The organism is Pseudoxanthomonas wuyuanensis (genome assembly GCF_900215535.1).
GTDB classification, from domain to species: Bacteria; Pseudomonadota; Gammaproteobacteria; order Xanthomonadales; family Xanthomonadaceae; genus Pseudoxanthomonas_A; species Pseudoxanthomonas_A wuyuanensis.
Genome location: NZ_OCND01000012.1, coordinates 57,032 through 73,505 on the forward strand (window position 1 = coordinate 57,032; position 16,474 = coordinate 73,505).

Consider the following 16,474-nt stretch of genomic DNA (forward strand, 5'->3'; position numbering starts at 1 on the left):
GAAAGCGCGTGCCTGCATTCGATACCACGCTGTTGCTGGGATTTTCGTCCGCGCTGGGCCTGGGCCTGCTGATCGGGCTGGTGCGCGAGCGCCACCATACCCATGCGCCGGTGGCGGCCGGTTTGCGCACCCATGCCTTGACCGCGTTGGCGGCGGCGATTGCGGCGACGATCGGACTGCCGGTGCTGCTGGTGGCGCTGGCGGCGGTGGGCCTACTGGCGGCAATGGCCTATCAGGCCACCCGCCGGCGCGACCCAGGACTGACCGGCGAGGTCGCGCTGGTGCTGACCTTCCTGCTGGGCGGGCTGGCAATGCGTACGCCGGCGCTGGCGACCGGGCTGGCGGTGGTGGTGGCGGTGCTGCTGTATGCCAAGCAGCCGCTGCACGCGCTGACGCGCGATACCTTCAGCGAACGCGAAGTGTCCGATGGACTGCTGTTGCTGGCCGCAGCGCTGGTGGTGCTGCCGATCCTGCCGGACCGCACGCTGGGTCCGTTCGATGCGATCAATCCGGCCACCATCTGGAAGCTGGTGGTGCTGGTGATGGCGATCAGCGCGCTGGGCCATGTGGTGCTGCGGGTGATCGGCAACCGCTGGGGTCTGGCGGCGGCGGGGTTCTTCGCCGGCTATGTTTCCTCGACCGCCGCGGTGATCGGATTCGGCCAGCGGGCAAAGGAGACGCCGGCGCTGCTGCGCTCGGCGGTGGCCGCGGCGCTGCTGTCCAACCTGGCTTCATTGAGCCTGTGCGTGCCGATCCTGTGGACGGTATCGCCGCCGCTGGTCGGCGATCTGCTGCCGGAGCTGTGCGCGATCGGGCTGGTCATGCTGGCCGGCGGCCTGCTGGGCCTGCGCGCCGGCCGCGACGAAACCGTGCAACCGCCTACCGCCGAAAGCCGGATGTTCCGATTCAGCCATGCGCTGACGTTCGCGTTGATTGTGGCGGCGTTGACCTTCATCGCTGCCGCGCTGGCGGCCTGGATAGGCCCGCGCGGGGCGATGGCCGCGGCCGCGCTGTCGGCCACGGCCGAACTGCATGCGGCGGTGGCCACGCTGGCCAGCCAGTTCTCGCGGGATGGACTGGAAGCGGGCGAGGCGCGCTGGTGGATGCTGGCGCTGCTGACCGCCAGCCTGATCGCCAAGTCGGTCATCGCCTGGGTCAGCGGCGGAAAGGCCTATGGCGGGCGGGTCGCCGCCGGCCTGCTGGCGGCGCTGGTGGCCGGTGGCGTGGTGGTCTGGTTGACGTGACGTCGATCCCCAAAGAACCCGTAGCGGCGATGCCAGTCGCGACCGCGCGTCGAACGAGCGATTGAAGCCTGCCTGTTCGCCATCCAGACGCTCTGCGGCGCGTTCTTCATTGTCGGCACTGACTGGCTATCGGGGCGCGGTCGCGACCGGCGTCGCTCCTACATGAATTGGTGCGGGATCAGATGATGCGCAGGGTGATGGCCTTGAGCACCGCGCGGGTGCGGTCGCGCGTGCCGAGCTTGTCCAGGATGGTGGAAACGTAGTTCTTGACCGTGCCTTCGGCCAGGAACAGCGTGCGCGCGATTTCCTTGTTCGAGTAGCCGCCGGCCAACAGCCGCAGAATCGACACCTCGCGTTCGCTGAAGCTGTCGCTGGGCGGGGTTTCGTCGCGAAAACGGAAGCGCGCGCGGACCGGCTCGGTGCTGACCGGTTGCAGCAGCGTTTCGCCGGCGGCAACGCGCACGATGGCATCGTGCAGGTCTTCCGGCGCGGCGTCCTTGAGCAGGAAACCCTGCGCGCCGGCCTCGGTGGCGCGCAACAGCAGATCGCTGTCGTCGAAGGTGGTCAGCAACAGCACCGGCGTGGTGTCGCCGCGTTGGCGCAACGCCGTCAGCGCATCGATGCCGCCGGTGCCTGGCATGCGGACATCGCTCAGCACCACGTCCACCGGACTGGCCGCAAGCTGCTGGAGCAGCGCGGCGCCGTCATCGGTTTCGAACGCGATTTCGATGCCGCCCAGCCGTTCGAGCAGCGCCCGCAGGCCGGCCCGCACCAATGCCTGATCGTCGGCCAGCGCGATGCGGATCGCGGCGGTCATGCCGGAAACCTGGCCTGCAGCTGCAGGCCGCCTTGCGGGCGGGTGCCGATGAGCAGTTCGCCGCCGCAGGCCAGCACGCGTTCGCGCATGCCGCTCAGGCCATTGCCCTCGCGAATCGCGCCGCGCAGCGGACCGTCGTCTTCGATCTTCAGCGTCACCGAACCGTCCTGCACGCTGACCCGGACCCATAGCGTATCGGCCTGGGCATGCCGGGCCGCATTGGTCAGCGCTTCCTGCACCACTCGCAACAAGGTTTCCGCCAGGGCGGGATCGGCGATGCAGACGCGCTCGTCCAGATCCAGCTGCAGGCGCGGCCGCGGCAACGGCGCGGCCAGGGCGCGCAAAGCGGTTTGCAGATCCAGGCCGCGCGAATCGCGCAGCGCCTGCACCACATTGCGGATGTCGTCCAGCAAGTCGGCCGACAGCTGCTCGGCCAGCTTGATCTGCGGATGATCCTGCAGTGCGGGATCGGCCGCCAGCGCGCGCAGGTTGATCTTCATCGCGGTCAGCTTGTGCCCGGCGACATCGTGCAGCTCGCGCGCCACCCGCAGCCGTTCGGCATCGCGCGCGCTGTCGCTCAGCAGCGCACGCGTGGCCAGCAGATCGGCATTGACCAGCGCCAGCTGATCGCGCGAGCGCTCGGCGCTGAGCGCGTAATACACGCACAACGCCGCCAGCGCCTGGAATCCCATATTGATCAACACCATCGTCAATGCCGAGTCGAAGCGGCTTTCCAGCACGACCAGATAGAACGCGGCATCGACCAGCAGCACAGCCGGTACCGCCCAACGCGGCGGCCAGGTGCTGAACGCGCACGCCGTCCAGATCACCAGCAATACCTGCGCAGTGCCGATGCGCGGTTCCAGCCAGGTCAGGAACAGCGCGGTCAGCGGCATCAGTGCCAGCGCGCCATGGCGCCGGCGCCGCCAATGTTCCGGGCCGATCGACAGCACGAACAACGCGGCGAACAGCGACAGGCCCAGGATGGCGGCCGGCAACCGCGGCGCCGGCATGAACTGCAGCGACAGCGCCACCGCGGCCATCGTGAACAGCCCGGCCAGGGTCATCGGTTCGCGCAAGCGGCATAGGAGTTCCTGCATATGCGCATGCTGCGCCGGCGGTCCGGGCGTGGCAATGCCTGCGGCGAAAGTCATGACTTCCGGCAGGTCGGCTGCGCCGGCACTGCTGACACCACGTTGTCAGCAGTGCCGGCGCAAGCTGCCGGTCATCAGTCATAAGCCGCAACAGGAGTTGGCAATGAACCTTTCGGATGGAGTGGCGCCGGGCCGGCGCGGATTGCTGGGCAGCGTGCTGCAGACATATGTGGCTGCGCTGTCGCGCAGCCACGGCGGCAGCGAACAGCGGATCTATCAGCGGGAAGCGCCCATGCATCCGGTCGAGCAACAACAGGATGGCCGCCACGATTTCGATTTCTGCCACGGCCACTGGCAGGTGCGAAACGAAAGGCTGCGCCAGCGGCTGGCAGGAAGCCAGGACTGGGAAACCTTCGAGGCGGCCCAGCATTGCCGCCCGATCCTGGGCGGGCTGGGCAATCTGGACGAATTCTCCACCGGCTGGGGCGGCGGCTTTCTCGGCATGACCTTGCGGTTGTTCGACCCGCGGACCCGGCAATGGAGCATCTACTGGGCCAGCAACCGCGACGGCGTGCTGGAGCCGCCGGTCGTGGGCGCTTTCCGGGACGGCATCGGCACCTTCTATGGCCGCGACCGGCATCAGGGCCAACCGGTGCTGACGCGTTTCATCTGGGACGACATCAGCGCCGACAGCGCGCACTGGCAGCAGGCGCTGTCCGTCGACGGGGGCGCCAGCTGGGAGACCAACTGGCACATGTTCATGACCCGGGTACGCCGATGACGAAGGCCATCGCCGCCAGTTCGATCGTCGAACTGCGCCAGTACACCCTGCATCCGGGCCGCCGCGACGATCTGATCGCACTGTTCGAACGCGAGCTGCTGCAACCGCAGGAAGCCGTTGGCATGCAGGTAATCGGCCAGTTCCGGGATCTGGACCGGCCGGATCGCTTCGTCTGGCTGCGCGGCTTTGCCGACATGGAGAAGCGCAGGCAGGCGCTGGGCGATTTCTATGGCGGACCCATCTGGAAGCGACATCGAACCGAGGCCAATGCGACCATGATCGATTCCGACAACGTGCTGTTGCTGCATCCGGCCGAAGCCGAAACTGCGTTCGAATTGCCGGATGCCGCGCCGGCCGCGGCGCCGGCCCTGGTGATGGCGGCGCTGCACCATTTCGATGCGCCGGTTTCGCCGCGGTTCCTGGCCTATTTCCACCAGCAGCGGCAGCCGCTGCTGGCGGCGATGGGCGCGACCGCGCTGGGCAGCTTTGTCAGCGACTACAGCGAAAACACGTTCCCGGCGCTGCCAGTGCGCGAAGGCGAACATGTATTCGTCTGGTTCGCCGCGTTCCAGAGCGATGCCATCTGGCAGCGTTGCAGGCCGCTGCTGCAGGCATGGCCGATCATCGATGCGGATCCGCTGCCGCCGCCGCGCACGACCGAAATCCTGCGCCTGCAGCCGACCGCGCATTCGCGGCTGGGTTGGCTGAGCGCATGACCAACGGTATCTGGCCGCTGCCGCCGGTCCAGGCGATGATGCCCGCATGCGCCGCGCCGACCGCCTGTTCCTGATCATCCATGCCCTGCGTGGCCGCCGCTCCGCCCTGCCCGCGCGTACCCTGGCCGAGACGCTGGCGGTGTCGGTACGCACGGTCTACCGCGACGTTGCCGATCTGCAGCTGTCCGGCGTGCCCATCGAAGGCGAGGCCGGCGTTGGCTACGTGCTGCGCAAGGGCGCGGACATTCCTCCGCTGATGTTCAGCGCCGAGGAACTGGAAGCATTGGTGGTCGGAACGCGCTTCGTGCGCGCCTTCGGCGGCAAGCGTCTTTCGGCCGGCGCGCGCTCGGCATTGCTGAAGATCGAAGCGGTGCTGCCGCCGGAGCTGCGCGCGCGCGCGCACCGCACCCGCATCTACGCGCCGGAAGTGGAGTCGCGGCTGGAATCCAGCGGCGTCATCGACCGGCTGCATGCGGCCATCGAGGCGCGGCGGGTGTTGCGGCTGTGCTACCGCGACCAGTCCGGCGAGGCCAGCGAACGCGAGATCGAACCGCTATGCCTGTCGTTCTGGGGCGGCAGCTGGACGCTGGGCGGCTGGTGCCGGCTGCGCGGCGATTTCCGCAATTTCCGCCCGGACCGAATCCTGGACCTGTCCGAAACCGGCGAGGTCTTCGCCGAAACTCCCGAGCGCGGCATGGATGCCTATCTGCGCGCCGCCGGCGTGCGCCCGGATGCGAACCTTTGATGGCCAGGCGTGGGAGCGACGCGAGTCGCGACCGCGCCCAGGTAGCCGCCAGGTATGCATGATGAAGAACGCGCCGCAGCGCGCCCGAAAGGGCGAACAAACAGGTTTCGATCGCGCTTCAGCGGGCGCTTTTCCATTCGGCGCCGATCAGCAGGGTGCGGTCCGGGCCGGGTTCGTAGAAGCGGCCGTTGCCTTCGTTGACGATCACCGAGCCGATATAGCGATGGTCCAGTACGTTGTCGATGCGCGCGAAGCCGCGCAGCGCGCCCTGGCCCAGCGCCCAGCGGCGCGACAGTTCCAGGTGCAGCAACGCATAACCGGGCGCCGATTCGCTGGCGATGTCGTTGACCACTACCTCGCCGACTCCGGCGGCTTCGGCCGCGGCGCTCCAGTTGGCATGCTGCCACTGTAGCCGCGCGAACAGCTGCTGGCGCGGCACGCCGGGAATGCGCGAACCGGCGGTTACCGGCGTGGCCGGCACGGTGCAACCGCTGCCGGTGCAGATCAGGAAGCCGTCGCGGAAGCTCGCCTGCAGCCAGGTATAGGCCAGCTGCAGATTCCAGTCCTGGCCCAGCGGGACGTCGAACGAGGCCTCCAGACCCTGCCGGCGCGCGCGGCCGACGTTGCGATAGGTGCTGCGCCCGCCGCTGTTGCTGGCCACCGCCAGCTCGTCATCGGTATCGGCACGGAACAAGGCGGCTTCGAGGGCGGTGCCGGCGCCGTTTCGCCATTTCATCCCCAGTTCGACATTGCGGCTGATCGCCGGCGCCAGATCGAACGCCAGCCCTGCCCCGCCGTCGGCGCGGTAACCGAGTTCGTTGAAGGTCGGCGTTTCGAAGCCGCGGCCTGCGGACAGATAGAAACGAAGATCGTCGCTGGCGCGGAACATCACACCGCCCACCGGCGTGGTTTGGGCATAGCGCACGCGGCCGCTGTCGTCGGGGTTGACCGCGTTCGCGTAATAGTCCTCGGAGCGGAAGCGCACCTGGCTATGGCGGACGCCCGCCAGCAGCGACCAGCGTTCGGCCAGCTGCCACCAGGCCTGGACGAACTCGTCGACGTTCTCCACCCGGTTGCGTTCGTCGCGGCGCAGCGCGCCGCGAACACCCAGGGCGCTGCCGACGTAGTTTTCGTAACCGCGGCGGTGCTGCCGCATCCGTTCGCTATTGGCGCCGGCCGTCCATTCGAACGGACGCCCCGCCACTTCGCCCTGCCATGACCAGCGCGCGTCCACGCCGCCGTAGTCGTTGTCCAGATCGATCACGCCACCCGAGTTCAGCGGATTGCCCTGCGCGGCGACCGGCAAGGCCAGGAACTGTTCGACCTGGCGCTGGCCCGCATAGCCGGCCACCCTCAACTGATGGCCACCGGCGAACGCCTGCGTGTAGACCGCGCCGGCCTGATCCTGCTGCACCGATTTGCGGGTATTGAACTGTTCGGCGACCGCCGCTACCTGGCGCGGGTCCGCATTGGCCTGCGCGCGGGTCAGTCCCAACGGGTCCTGCGCCTGGGGAATATCCAGGTGGTTGAACAGCAGCGACAGCGTGCCGTCGCTAGCGAGGTCGACATCGAAGCGGGCATTGGCCGACTCGCGCCGCGCCGCGCTGTGGCGCCGGTAGCCGCCGGTGTCCAGCAGCGCCGCCGCCAGGTTGAAGCCCACCCTGCCCTGCCGCCCCAGCCATCGCGCGGACGCGCCGTAGCTGTCGTCGCCGGCGGCGGTAACGCGGGCGGTCGCTTCGTCCGGTTCCTGTCCCACCGCACTGAACAGCTGCACCACGCCGCCGGACGAGTTGCCGTACAGCGCCGAGAACGGGCCACGAATGATTTCCACGCGGTCGCCCGCCGCCAGGCTGAAATGCGACAGCTGGCCCTGTCCGTCCGGCATGGTGGCGGGAATGCCGTCGGCATACAGCCGTACGCCGCGCACGCCGAAGGTGGAGCGCGCGCCGAAGCCGCGGATCGACAGCTGCGTGTCCTGCGCATGGTTCTGGCGGTCGCGCGCCAGCAGCCCGGGTACGGCGCCCAGGCGTTCGGAGAGATTCATTCCCGCCATTGCGCTGTCTCCGCGCAGATCGATGCGATCGATGGAGGCGGGCGTATCGAACGCGAAGACGCTACGCAGGCGCGGCGTTTCCACCTCCACGGCGGGCAGCGTCGTGACGGGCTGTGCGGTGGCGGACAGCGGCGGAATCAGGCTGGCGCAGGCCGCCAGCAGGCAAAGGGGGCATCGCATGCCGATATCATCGCCGATTGCGGCGTGACGGCGGTACAGCGTTGCGCTCAGGCGCGGCCGGCCGCCTGCAACGCGGCGAACTCCTCGTCGGCGAATAGCCGCGAGCGGACCAGGAAGCGCACGCCTTCGCCATTTTCCAGCGAGAACATGCCGCCGCGTCCCGGCACCACATCGATGATCAACTGGGTGTGCTTCCAGTACGCGAACTGCGGTCCGCTGATGTAGAACGGCGCACTACCTATTTCGCCCAGCAGCACGTCGCGGTCGCCGACGATGAAATCGTCCTGCGGGTAGCACATCGGCGATGAGCCATCGCAGCAGCCGCCCGACTGATGGAACAGCACCGGCCCGTGCCGCGCCCGCAGCTTGCCTATCAGTTGGATTGCCGCAGGGGTGGCAATCACCTGCAACGGCAGCGTCTGCACGGTCATGGCAGCCTCCGGAAGCCGGGCGGCGCGCCCGGCTTCCTGTTTCTTGCCGCATCCGGCCTCAAAAGAAGCCCAGCGCCTTCGGCGAGTAGCTGACCAGCAGGTTCTTGGTCTGCTGGTAGTGGTCCAGCATCATCTTGTGGTTCTCGCGGCCGATGCCCGACTGCTTGTAGCCGCCGAACGCGGCATGCGCCGGGTAGGCGTGGTAGCAGTTGGTCCACACGCGGCCGGCCTGGATGGCACGGCCGACCCGGTACAGGCGGCCGGCATCGCGGCTCCACACGCCTGCGCCCAGCCCGTACAGCGTGTCGTTGGCGATCTGCAGCGCCTCGGCCTCATCCTTGAAGGTGGTCACCGACACCACCGGCCCGAAGATTTCCTCCTGGAAGATGCGCATCCGGTTGTTGCCCTTGAACACGGTCGGCTGCACGTAGTAGCCGCCTTCCAGATCCCCGGGCAGCGTATTGCGCGCGCCGCCTGCCAGCACTTCGGCGCCTTCCTGTTTGCCGATGTCGATGTAGCTGAGGATCTTCTCCAGCTGCTCGCCCGAGGCCTGCGCGCCGACCATCGTATTGGGGTCCAGCGGATTGCCCTGCTTGATCGCCGCCACCCGCGCCAGCACGCGTTCCATGAACTTCTCGTAGATCGATTCCTGGATCAGCGCCCGCGACGGGCAGGTGCAGACTTCGCCCTGGTTGAAGGCGAACAGCACGAAGCCTTCCACCGCCTTGTCCAGGAAATCGTCGTCCTCGGCCATCACGTCGGCGAAGAAGATGTTGGGCGATTTGCCGCCCAGCTCCAGCGTCACCGGAATCAGGTTCTGGCTGGCGTACTGCATGATCAGCCGGCCGGTGGTGGTTTCGCCGGTAAAGGCGATCTTGGTGATGCGGTTGCTGGACGCCAGCGGCTTGCCCGCTTCCAGGCCAAAGCCGTTGACCACGTTCAGCACGCCCGGCGGCAGCAGATCGCCAATGACTTCCAGCAGCACCAGGATGCTGGCCGGGGTCTGCTCGGCCGGCTTCAGCACCACGCAGTTGCCGGCGGCCAATGCCGGCGCCAGTTTCCACACCGCCATCAGCAGCGGGAAGTTCCACGGGATGATCTGGCCGACCACGCCCAACGGTTCGTGGAAGTGGTAGGCCACGGTATCGTGGTCGATTTCGCTGAGGCTGCCTTCCTGCGCGCGGATGGCGCCGGCGAAGTAGCGGAAGTGATCCACCGCCAGCGGCAGATCGGCGTTGAGCGTTTCGCGGATCGGCTTGCCGTTGTCCCAGGTCTCGGCGTAGGCCAGCAACTCCAGGTTCTGCTCGATGCGGTCGGCGATGCGGTTGAGCACGTTGGCGCGGTCGGTGGTCGAGGTCTTGCCCCAGGCATCCTTGGCCGCATGCGCGGCATCCAGTGCGGCCTCGATGTCTTCGGCGTTGGAGCGCGGAATCTGGGTGAAGGCCTTGCCGGTGACCGGAGTGATGTTGTCGAAGTACTGGCCGCTGCGCGGTTCCAGCCACTGCCCGCCGATGAAGTTGGCGTAGCGCTTCTTGAAGATGGAAGCCGGATCGGTGGCTTGCGGCTTGGTGGCGGTGACGGCGTTCATCGGTATCTCCTGCGTAGATGGCGTAAAACCCGTTCGGGTACACGGTCGACGCAAGCGCGATGCCAGGTTTCGTTGCTGCGATGCACCAGGCCTTCCGCCGCTTCATGGCGGGATCGGTGGCCAATTCATGCTGCGGCGCGCCAAAAATCCCGATTGCGCTTGTCGCAGCGATGTGGTGTGTATCGGGACAGTACTGATACTGGCTGTCGCAATTTGCGACACGGGAGCGACACCGATGGCCCGCACGCATTCGTTTTCCGATCTCGGACCGGCGCGCCGTACGTTCTTCGAGCGCGGCAGCGTGCCGTCGGGACAGGTGCCGGACGCCATCCTGCAATCGTGGAAGCGCTGCCAGGGCATGGGCCTGCGCGCGGAAAAGGCCCCGGCCATCGAGCCGGTGCCGGCGGCGCGGCTGCGCGAGATGCGTGAGCGCAACGAGCGCCTGTGGCGGCTGGCGCGCGCCGAACTGGAAGCGCTGGCCGCCGACGCGGCCGCCACCGGCAGCATCGTCATCCTGACCGACGATCAGGGTTGGATACTCGATGCCGAGGGCCATCCGGTCTTCCTCGACCGCGCCGGGCGGGTCGCGCTGATGCCCGGTGCCTGCTGGAACGAAGCCCAGGTCGGCACCAATGCCATCGGCACCGCGATCGCCGATGGGCATTCGCTGGAAGTGCGCGGCGGCGAACACTACCTGTCCCCGCACCGCATCCTCAGCTGCTCGGCGGTGCCGATCTTCGACCCCTACGGCCAGCTGGTCGGGGTGTTGGACATCTCCGGCGACGCCAGCGTGCCGCATATGCATGCGCTGGGCCTGGCGCGGCTGGCGGTGGCCAACATCGAACACCGCTACTTCGACGACGGTATCGCCGACTGCGAGCTGCTGCGCCTGCACCGCGATCCGGCCTTGCTGGGATCCGCGCGCGAAGGCCTGCTCGCATTCCGCAACGGCAAGCTGCTGGCGGCCAACGACGCCGGCCTGCAACTGTTCGGGCTGGGCCGCGGCGAACTGGGGCGCGCCAGTTACGAGGCGCTGTTCGACGATTCGCTGTCGCGCCTGCGCGATGACGGCGTGCTGCTGGACCGCCATGGCCGCGCGCTGTACGGCCGCGTGCACCAGGCCAGCGACGACCGTCCGCGCCGGCCGTCGCTGCGCCCGGCGATCACCGTCTCGGCGGCGGTCCAACCCAGCCGTGCCGACGCGCCGCTGTTCGATGCCGCGCTGGAGGCGGAGCTGGAGCGCGCCTGCCGGATCATCGACGCCGAACTGCCGGTGCTGGTGCAGGGCGAAACCGGCACCGGCAAGGAAGTGTTCGCGCGCGAACTGCACCGGCGCTGCTCGCGTTCGCGCAAGCCGTTCGTGGCGGTCAACTGCGCCGCGCTGCCGGAAGGGCTGATCGAGGCCGAGCTGTTCGGCTACGAAGAAGGCGCCTTCACCGGCGCGCGCAAGCACGGCAGCCCCGGCCTGCTGCGCCAGGCCGACGGCGGCGTGCTGTTCCTGGACGAAATCGGCGACATGCCGCTGGCGTTGCAACCGCGGCTGCTGAGGGTGCTGCAGGAGCGCGAACTGTCGCCGCTGGGCGGCGGCAAGCCGGTCAAGCTGGATTTCGCGCTGATCTGCGCCACCCACCGGCAGCTGGAAGAGGCCATCGGCGATGGCCGCTTCCGGCCGGATCTGTACTACCGCATCTCCCATCACTGCATCCGCATCCCATCGCTGCGCGATCACCCCGACCGCGCGCGCCTGGTGCTGGCGCTGTGGCAGCGGATCTCGCACGGGCGGCAGCTGGACGGCGAGGCGCTGGCGCAACTGGCCGGCTACCCCTGGCCTGGCAATCTGCGCCAGCTGTCGGCCTGCCTGCGCACGCTGGTGGCGCTGAGCGAACCCGGTGCGCTGCTGCGGGTGGAGTCGCTGCCGACCTATCTGCGCGATGCGCCGGCACCGGCCACGGCCCGGCCGGCACCGGCACTGGCCGAAGATCTGGAAACGCTGGCCGAGACGGCCATGCGCGACGCCCTGGCCGCCTGCGACGGCAACGTGGCGCGCGCCGCGCGCCGGCTCGGCATCAGCCGCAGCACCCTGTACCGGCGCCTGGGCAGCGACCCGCGCCGCAGCTGAGCGCTATTCGAATACCAGCTTGCCCTTCATCATGTTCCAGTGGCCCGGGAACGAGCAGAAAAAGGTGTAGTCGCCGCCCTTGCGCAACCGGCTGGTCGGCAACACCACCTCCGCGCTCTGCCCGCCGCCGATGATCGGGGTGGCGGCGATCACGCGCGCGTCGTTGCGCGGCAGGTAGCCGTCGGCCAGCTTCATCCGTCCGCCGGCCAGGCCCAGATCGCGGTGATGGCGGGTTTCGGCCAGCACCCAGTTGTGTCCCATCACCTTGGCCTCGATACGGCCGGTGTGTTTCAGCGTCACCCGCAGCTGCGTACAGTCGGCCGGCACCCGGATCAGGCGCAGGTTGAACTCCATGCGGTCGTTGCCTTCGATGGTCACCGCGCAGTTGCGCGCCAGCGCGGAAGCGGAGCACAACAACAGCGCGGCCAGCGCGAGCAGAGCCGGAAAGTATCGGGTCATGCGGCAAAAGTGTGATATTCGGTGCGCCGATTCTAAGCCAGCTGTCCCGTACGCCCCAGCCGTACGCAATCGTGCCGGCTGGCCGGTGCGCATCGGCATCGGCCTTGGGCCTGGTTCCGGCCGGGTCCGCGGTATTGGCAATTCCTGCATAACCGCAGGCAATCAAAGGCCGGCATGCTGCGTTCCCGTGTTTCGTTCCACACGTCAGTCCCACCGCAACAGGACCGAATATGAAGCCGATAATCATGCTGATGTTGTGCGCATTGCTGGTTTTTCCCGGCGCGGCATCCGCAACCGGAGCCGTACCGGCGATGCCGACGCCGCAGCAAGCACAGACGACCTATCTGGTCCTCTACCGTCCCGGACCGGCTTGGGCAGCCGGCAAGCCGATCCGACAACAGCCTCCCAAGGAGCATGGCCGCTACATGCTGGAACTGTTCAAGCAGGGCAAGTTGAGGTCGGCCGGTCCGTTCGAGGACGATTCGGGCGCTGCCGTCGTACTGCTGGCCGTGGATGCGGCCGAAGCCGAGGCGCTGGTGGCCGCCGATCCGGCGGTGGCTGAGGGTGTCTTCCGCTACCAGATCCATCCCTGGTCGCCGGTGCCATGGCAGCAGTACGTCAGGGATTGAACCGGAGCGGGTAAGCGTGTTCCTGGCCGGACTTTTGCAGCGTTGCGAAGTCCGGCGGCGCGTCTACACGTCGCCGTCGTTGAGCCAGCCCTCGCCGGTGCCGCGGGTGAACACGCGGTCGCTGTCCAGCACGTCGCCGGCGGCGATGGCCGGCTGCTGCGCCAGCCGCGCGTAGATCGGAGTGAAATCCGGTGCGGTGGCGTCGATCAGCTGCTCGAAGCTGTCGATGACGAAATAGGTCTTCTGGTAGGTGTCGATGCGGTAGCGCGTGCGCATGATCCGCTCCAGATCGAAGCCGATGCGGTTGGGCGCGTCCGATTCCAGCGAATACAACGACTCGCCCTTCGACGAGACGATGCCGGCGCCGTAGATGCGCAGCCCTGCCGGCGTGTTGATAAGCCCGAACTCGACCGTGTACCAGTACAGCCGGGTCAGGTGCTGCAGCGCGTCGGCGCCGATGCCGTGCGCCTTCACCCCACCCTTGCCGTAGGCCTGCATGTAGTCGGCGAATACCGGGTTCATCAACAGCGGCACATGGCCGAACAGGTCATGAAACAGATCCGGCTCGGCGATGTAGTCGATTTGCTCTGGGCGCCGGATCCACCAGGTCACCGGAAAGCGCCGGTTGGCCAGATGGTCGAAGAAATCCAGCTCCGGCAACAGGCCTTCCACGCCGATCAGGCTCCAGCCGGTGGTCGCCTGCAGCACCTCGTTGAGTTCGGTAAAGCGCGGAATCCGCTGCGGGCTCATGCCCATCGCGTCCTGCGCCTGCAGGAATTCGTCGCAGGCGCGGCCGACCAGCAGTTCGCGCTGGCGCTGGTACAGCCTGCCCCAGGTCTGGTGGTCGGCGGCGCTGTAGTCGTCCCACGGCTGCTCGACCACCGCTGTGGTGTAGACCGGCACATAGCCCTTGTCGGTGTGTTGGTGCTCGACGCGGCGTGGCTGGTTCATCGTGGCTCCCCGGACGGACGTGTGATCGCATGGTAGCGCCGACGCCGCGCAACAGGATTGCAAAGTTGCGTCAATAGCCGGTTATGGCGCAATCTTGTTGCGCGACAATAGTTAGAGAAGCATTAAATGGCCGAATCCATCGATCTGGACCGCACCGACCTGCGTCTGCTGGCCTTGCTGCAGCAGCAAGGCCGTGCCGCCAATACCGAACTGGCCGCACAGGTGAACCTGTCGCCATCGGCCTGCCTGCGGCGCATCCAGCGACTGGAGGGAGCCGGCGTGATCGCCGGCTACGCCGCCCGCGTCGACCCCCAATCGGTCGGCCTGGGCCTGCAGGCGTTTGTCCGCGTGCAGCTGGAAAAGCACGGCCAATACAGCATCGACCATTTCGCCGAGAGCGTGCAGGGCTGGGACGAGGTGGTGACCTGCCACGCGCTGACCGGCGATATGGACTACCTGCTGCACATCGTTGTGCAGGACCTGGAGCATTTCTCGCGCTTCCTGCTGGACAAGCTGCTCAATGCCACCGGCGTGGCCGACGTCAATTCCAGCTTCGTACTGCGCACGGTCAAGGCCTTCGGCGGATTGCCGCTGCCGAAGGGATGAACCGGCGTGGCGGTGCAGGGAAATCAATGATGCCGGAGTCCCTTCACAAGAGCCGGCAAAATCTGAGCGTTCCTCACTCCTCACTCCTCATTTCTCATCCCCCCATTGCGATAATCCGCGAATGAACGAGTTCCTGCCCTTCTGGCGACGTGCGTGGAGCGGTATCGGCGCCAACAACCACGCCGACGCGTTGTACGCATCGCTGCTGGAGCGCTATTCGGAGCCGCAACGCCACTACCACACGCTGCAGCATCTGGGCGAATGCCTGGCGAGTTTCGACGAAGTGCGCGCGCTGGCGCAGCATCCGCACGAAGTGGAGCTGGCCCTGTGGTTCCACGATGCGATCTACGAGGTCAAGCGATCCGACAACGAACAGCGCAGTGCCGACTGGGCGCAGCGAACACTGCTGCAGGCGGGCGTGGACGCCGATGCGGCGGCGCGCGTGCATGCGCTGATCATGGCGACCCTGCACACGGCGGTGCCGGCGCTGCCGGATCAACAGCTGCTGGTCGATATCGATCTGTCGATTCTGGGCGCGCCGGAACAACGGTTCGCCGAGTATGAGCAGCAGATCCGCCAGGAGTACGCCTTCGTGCCGAAGTGGCTGTTCCGGCGCAAGCGCCGGGCGATCCTGCAGGGATTCCTGGATAGGCCGCAGATCTACAGCACCGCGCATTTCCACGCGGAACTGGAGCAGCGGGCCCGCGACAACCTGCGGAAGGCCATCGCGGCGGCGTGAGGGACGGCGGATGGAGCGCCCGGTCTGCCGGTGCGGCGCAGTTGCGACCGATCATTTCACCTGTGGGAGCGACGTAAGTCGCGATGAGGCATTACCGGTAAAGCCTCATCGCGACTTACGTCGCTCCTACAGGGAAGGTTGGCCGGGGATTACTGGGTAGCGCCAGGCTTAGGAGCAACGCAATCATCGCCGCGACCGAACAGCCGGCCCAAGCGTGAGGCTTCCTGTGTGCATTCAACCGGTGCCGGCTGCGCGGCCTGCCAGGCTGCCGCCTGCGCGGCGACACGGTTCTGCTGCAGCTGTTCCAGCTTGGCGCGGATCTGCGGCATCGCCGCCAGCGCGGCCTTCTCGCCTTCCAGGATGGCGTTGTTGCGCTGCTGGAAATCGGCAGCGCCAATGTCGTTCACGTTCGGACGGATCACGATGTCGGCGCGCGCCAGTTCCTGTTCGCCCAGCTTCTGGCCCATGATGCTGATGGACTGGTTGACGATGCCGACCATATGCGCCGGCGTTTTGCCGCTGGCCTTGCTGGAGATGTCGACCGCGATGATGAAGTCGGCACCGAGCTGGCGCGCGGCGTCCACCGGCACCGGGCTGACCACGCCGCCGTCGACATAGCTGGCCTTGCCGATGACCACCGGCTCGAACACCCCCGGCACGCTGCTGGACGCGCGCACCGCCTGGCCGGTGTTGCCGCGCACGAATACCGTGCGGTTGCCGGTTTCCAGTTGCGTGGAGACGATCGCCAGCGGCTTCTTCATCTGCTCGATGGAACGCTTGCCGACCAGTTCGTTGACGTAGTCCTGCAGCTTCTGCCCCTGCACCAGCCCGCCGGAAAACAGCCGCACGTCGCGGATCCTGCTCTCGTCCAGCGCAAATGCGTGCTGTTGCATCTGGAACGCATCCATGCCGCTGGCGTACAGCGCGCCGACCACGCTGCCGGCGCTGGTGCCGGACACCGCCACCGGCTGGATGCCGTTGGCCTCCAGCATCTTGATCACGCCGATATGGGCAAAGCCCTTGGCCGCGCCGCCGCCCAGCGCCAGGCCCACCTTGATCGGCGGCGGTGCGGGCATCGGTGCGGCCACCGCCACCGGCGGCGGCTCGGATCGGGTGTTGTCGAAGCAGCCGCCCAGCAGCAGGGCCAGGGGCAGCAGCAACAGCGGGCGGAGACGGCGGAACGGATTCATCGGCGACGGTCGCAAGAAAGGTGAATGGCGGCGCGGGGCCACAGCGGGCGGAGCATACACGGCGCGGCCGGAACGGCGTCCAACCGCGGCCGATCCTCGCGCCCTGCAGCGCTACCGGCCACCGGCGGGCCG

General features: G+C 67.5%; 16 protein-coding genes. 8 read left to right on the forward strand and 8 right to left on the reverse strand.

Features of this window, described 5'->3' with window-relative positions; genetic code table 11:
- Positions 1-8: 8 nt before the first annotated feature.
- Positions 9-1,244: an MgtC/SapB family protein gene (locus tag CRO39_RS18495; RefSeq protein WP_162125854.1), complete on the forward strand. Its 1,236-nt coding sequence runs from the start codon at positions 9-11 to the stop codon at positions 1,242-1,244.
- 178 nt (positions 1,245-1,422) lie between these two features.
- Here CRO39_RS18495 and CRO39_RS18500 read toward each other — a convergent pair whose 3' ends face one another.
- Both CRO39_RS18500 and CRO39_RS18505 read right to left on the reverse strand, forming a co-directional pair.
- The gene (locus CRO39_RS18500; protein WP_097123456.1) at positions 1,423-2,061 is read right to left on the reverse strand and encodes a response regulator transcription factor; all 639 of its coding nucleotides are present in this window, start codon (positions 2,059-2,061) and stop codon (positions 1,423-1,425) included.
- Positions 2,058-3,215 carry a sensor histidine kinase gene (locus tag CRO39_RS18505; protein WP_238394653.1) on the reverse strand — a complete coding sequence of 386 codons (1,158 nt, stop codon included), beginning with the start codon at positions 3,213-3,215 and terminating at the stop codon, positions 2,058-2,060. The genes CRO39_RS18500 and CRO39_RS18505 overlap by 4 nt, the downstream gene beginning before the upstream one ends.
- A gap of 103 nt (positions 3,216-3,318) precedes the next feature.
- On the opposite strand from CRO39_RS18505, the gene CRO39_RS18510 reads away from it, so the two are divergent.
- From CRO39_RS18510 to CRO39_RS18520, 3 genes are read left to right on the forward strand one after another with little or no spacing between them, the layout of a single operon-like run.
- Positions 3,319-3,936 (forward strand): hypothetical protein, encoded by a 618-nt coding sequence (locus CRO39_RS18510; protein ID WP_202926326.1) that lies wholly within the window; start codon positions 3,319-3,321, stop codon positions 3,934-3,936.
- Positions 3,933-4,652 carry an NIPSNAP family protein gene (locus tag CRO39_RS18515; RefSeq protein ID WP_097123457.1) on the forward strand — a complete coding sequence of 240 codons (720 nt, stop codon included), beginning with the start codon at positions 3,933-3,935 and terminating at the stop codon, positions 4,650-4,652. Before CRO39_RS18510 ends, CRO39_RS18515 begins: the two co-directional genes overlap by 4 nt.
- 46 nt (positions 4,653-4,698) lie before the next feature.
- On the forward strand, positions 4,699-5,397 hold the full coding sequence (locus CRO39_RS18520) for a helix-turn-helix transcriptional regulator (protein ID WP_097123458.1): 699 nt from the start codon (positions 4,699-4,701) through the stop codon (positions 5,395-5,397).
- A gap of 118 nt (positions 5,398-5,515) precedes the next feature.
- On the opposite strand, the gene CRO39_RS18525 is transcribed toward CRO39_RS18520, so the two are convergent.
- From CRO39_RS18525 to adh, 3 genes are read right to left on the reverse strand one after another with little or no spacing between them, the layout of a single operon-like run.
- Complete coding sequence (locus CRO39_RS18525; RefSeq protein WP_097123459.1) at positions 5,516-7,630, reverse strand: TonB-dependent receptor family protein; 2,115 nt, start codon at positions 7,628-7,630, stop codon at positions 5,516-5,518.
- 47 nt (positions 7,631-7,677) lie between these two features.
- Positions 7,678-8,061: a DUF779 domain-containing protein gene (locus tag CRO39_RS18530; protein WP_097123460.1), complete on the reverse strand. Its 384-nt coding sequence runs from the start codon at positions 8,059-8,061 to the stop codon at positions 7,678-7,680.
- 58 nt (positions 8,062-8,119) lie between these two features.
- Entirely contained in the window at positions 8,120-9,649 is a 1,530-nt protein-coding gene (gene adh, locus CRO39_RS18535; protein WP_097123461.1) for an aldehyde dehydrogenase, read from the reverse strand.
- A gap of 235 nt (positions 9,650-9,884) precedes the next feature.
- Between adh and CRO39_RS18540 the strand changes: the two genes are divergently transcribed.
- A complete protein-coding gene (locus CRO39_RS18540) occupies positions 9,885-11,768 on the forward strand; it encodes a sigma-54-dependent Fis family transcriptional regulator (RefSeq protein ID WP_097123462.1) in 1,884 nt (627 codons plus the stop codon).
- A 3-nt stretch (positions 11,769-11,771) separates the two neighbouring features.
- Here the strand turns inward: CRO39_RS18540 and azu are convergent, their stop codons facing one another.
- The gene (gene azu, locus CRO39_RS18545) at positions 11,772-12,227 is read right to left on the reverse strand and encodes an azurin (RefSeq protein ID WP_097123463.1); all 456 of its coding nucleotides are present in this window, start codon (positions 12,225-12,227) and stop codon (positions 11,772-11,774) included.
- A gap of 230 nt (positions 12,228-12,457) precedes the next feature.
- Here azu and CRO39_RS18550 point away from each other — a divergent pair, with 230 nt between their 5' ends.
- A complete protein-coding gene (locus tag CRO39_RS18550) occupies positions 12,458-12,856 on the forward strand; it encodes a YciI family protein (protein WP_097123464.1) in 399 nt (132 codons plus the stop codon).
- 63 nt (positions 12,857-12,919) lie between these two features.
- Here CRO39_RS18550 and phhA read toward each other — a convergent pair whose 3' ends face one another.
- Positions 12,920-13,807 carry a phenylalanine 4-monooxygenase gene (gene phhA, locus CRO39_RS18555; RefSeq protein ID WP_097123465.1) on the reverse strand — a complete coding sequence of 296 codons (888 nt, stop codon included), beginning with the start codon at positions 13,805-13,807 and terminating at the stop codon, positions 12,920-12,922.
- Between the two features lie 126 nt (positions 13,808-13,933).
- On the opposite strand from phhA, the gene CRO39_RS18560 reads away from it, so the two are divergent.
- A complete protein-coding gene (locus CRO39_RS18560; protein WP_097123466.1) occupies positions 13,934-14,413 on the forward strand; it encodes an Lrp/AsnC family transcriptional regulator in 480 nt (159 codons plus the stop codon).
- 121 nt (positions 14,414-14,534) lie between these two features.
- Positions 14,535-15,152 (forward strand): HD domain-containing protein, encoded by a 618-nt coding sequence (locus tag CRO39_RS18565; protein ID WP_097123467.1) that lies wholly within the window; start codon positions 14,535-14,537, stop codon positions 15,150-15,152.
- A gap of 149 nt (positions 15,153-15,301) precedes the next feature.
- On the opposite strand, the gene CRO39_RS18570 is transcribed toward CRO39_RS18565, so the two are convergent.
- Positions 15,302-16,342, reverse strand: a complete 1,041-nt coding sequence (locus CRO39_RS18570) for a patatin-like phospholipase family protein (RefSeq protein WP_097123468.1) — start codon at positions 16,340-16,342, stop codon at positions 15,302-15,304.
- Between the last annotated feature and the right edge of the window lie 132 nt (positions 16,343-16,474).

Coding starts and splice junctions, on each gene's coding strand:
- CRO39_RS18500 (WP_097123456.1), bottom strand. CDS start 2,061: ATGACCGCCGCGATCCGCATCGCGCTGGCCGACGATCAGGCATTGGTG.
- CRO39_RS18505 (WP_238394653.1), bottom strand. CDS start 3,215: ATGACTTTCGCCGCAGGCATTGCCACGCCCGGACCGCCGGCGCAGCAT.
- CRO39_RS18510 (WP_202926326.1), top strand. CDS start 3,319: ATGAACCTTTCGGATGGAGTGGCGCCGGGCCGGCGCGGATTGCTGGGC.
- CRO39_RS18515 (WP_097123457.1), top strand. CDS start 3,933: ATGACGAAGGCCATCGCCGCCAGTTCGATCGTCGAACTGCGCCAGTAC.
- CRO39_RS18520 (WP_097123458.1), top strand. CDS start 4,699: ATGCGCCGCGCCGACCGCCTGTTCCTGATCATCCATGCCCTGCGTGGC.
- CRO39_RS18525 (WP_097123459.1), bottom strand. CDS start 7,630: ATGCGATGCCCCCTTTGCCTGCTGGCGGCCTGCGCCAGCCTGATTCCG.
- CRO39_RS18530 (WP_097123460.1), bottom strand. CDS start 8,061: ATGACCGTGCAGACGCTGCCGTTGCAGGTGATTGCCACCCCTGCGGCA.
- adh (WP_097123461.1), bottom strand. CDS start 9,649: ATGAACGCCGTCACCGCCACCAAGCCGCAAGCCACCGATCCGGCTTCC.
- CRO39_RS18540 (WP_097123462.1), top strand. CDS start 9,885: ATGGCCCGCACGCATTCGTTTTCCGATCTCGGACCGGCGCGCCGTACG.
- azu (WP_097123463.1), bottom strand. CDS start 12,227: ATGACCCGATACTTTCCGGCTCTGCTCGCGCTGGCCGCGCTGTTGTTG.
- CRO39_RS18550 (WP_097123464.1), top strand. CDS start 12,458: ATGAAGCCGATAATCATGCTGATGTTGTGCGCATTGCTGGTTTTTCCC.
- phhA (WP_097123465.1), bottom strand. CDS start 13,807: ATGAACCAGCCACGCCGCGTCGAGCACCAACACACCGACAAGGGCTAT.
- CRO39_RS18560 (WP_097123466.1), top strand. CDS start 13,934: ATGGCCGAATCCATCGATCTGGACCGCACCGACCTGCGTCTGCTGGCC.
- CRO39_RS18565 (WP_097123467.1), top strand. CDS start 14,535: ATGAACGAGTTCCTGCCCTTCTGGCGACGTGCGTGGAGCGGTATCGGC.
- CRO39_RS18570 (WP_097123468.1), bottom strand. CDS start 16,342: ATGAATCCGTTCCGCCGTCTCCGCCCGCTGTTGCTGCTGCCCCTGGCC.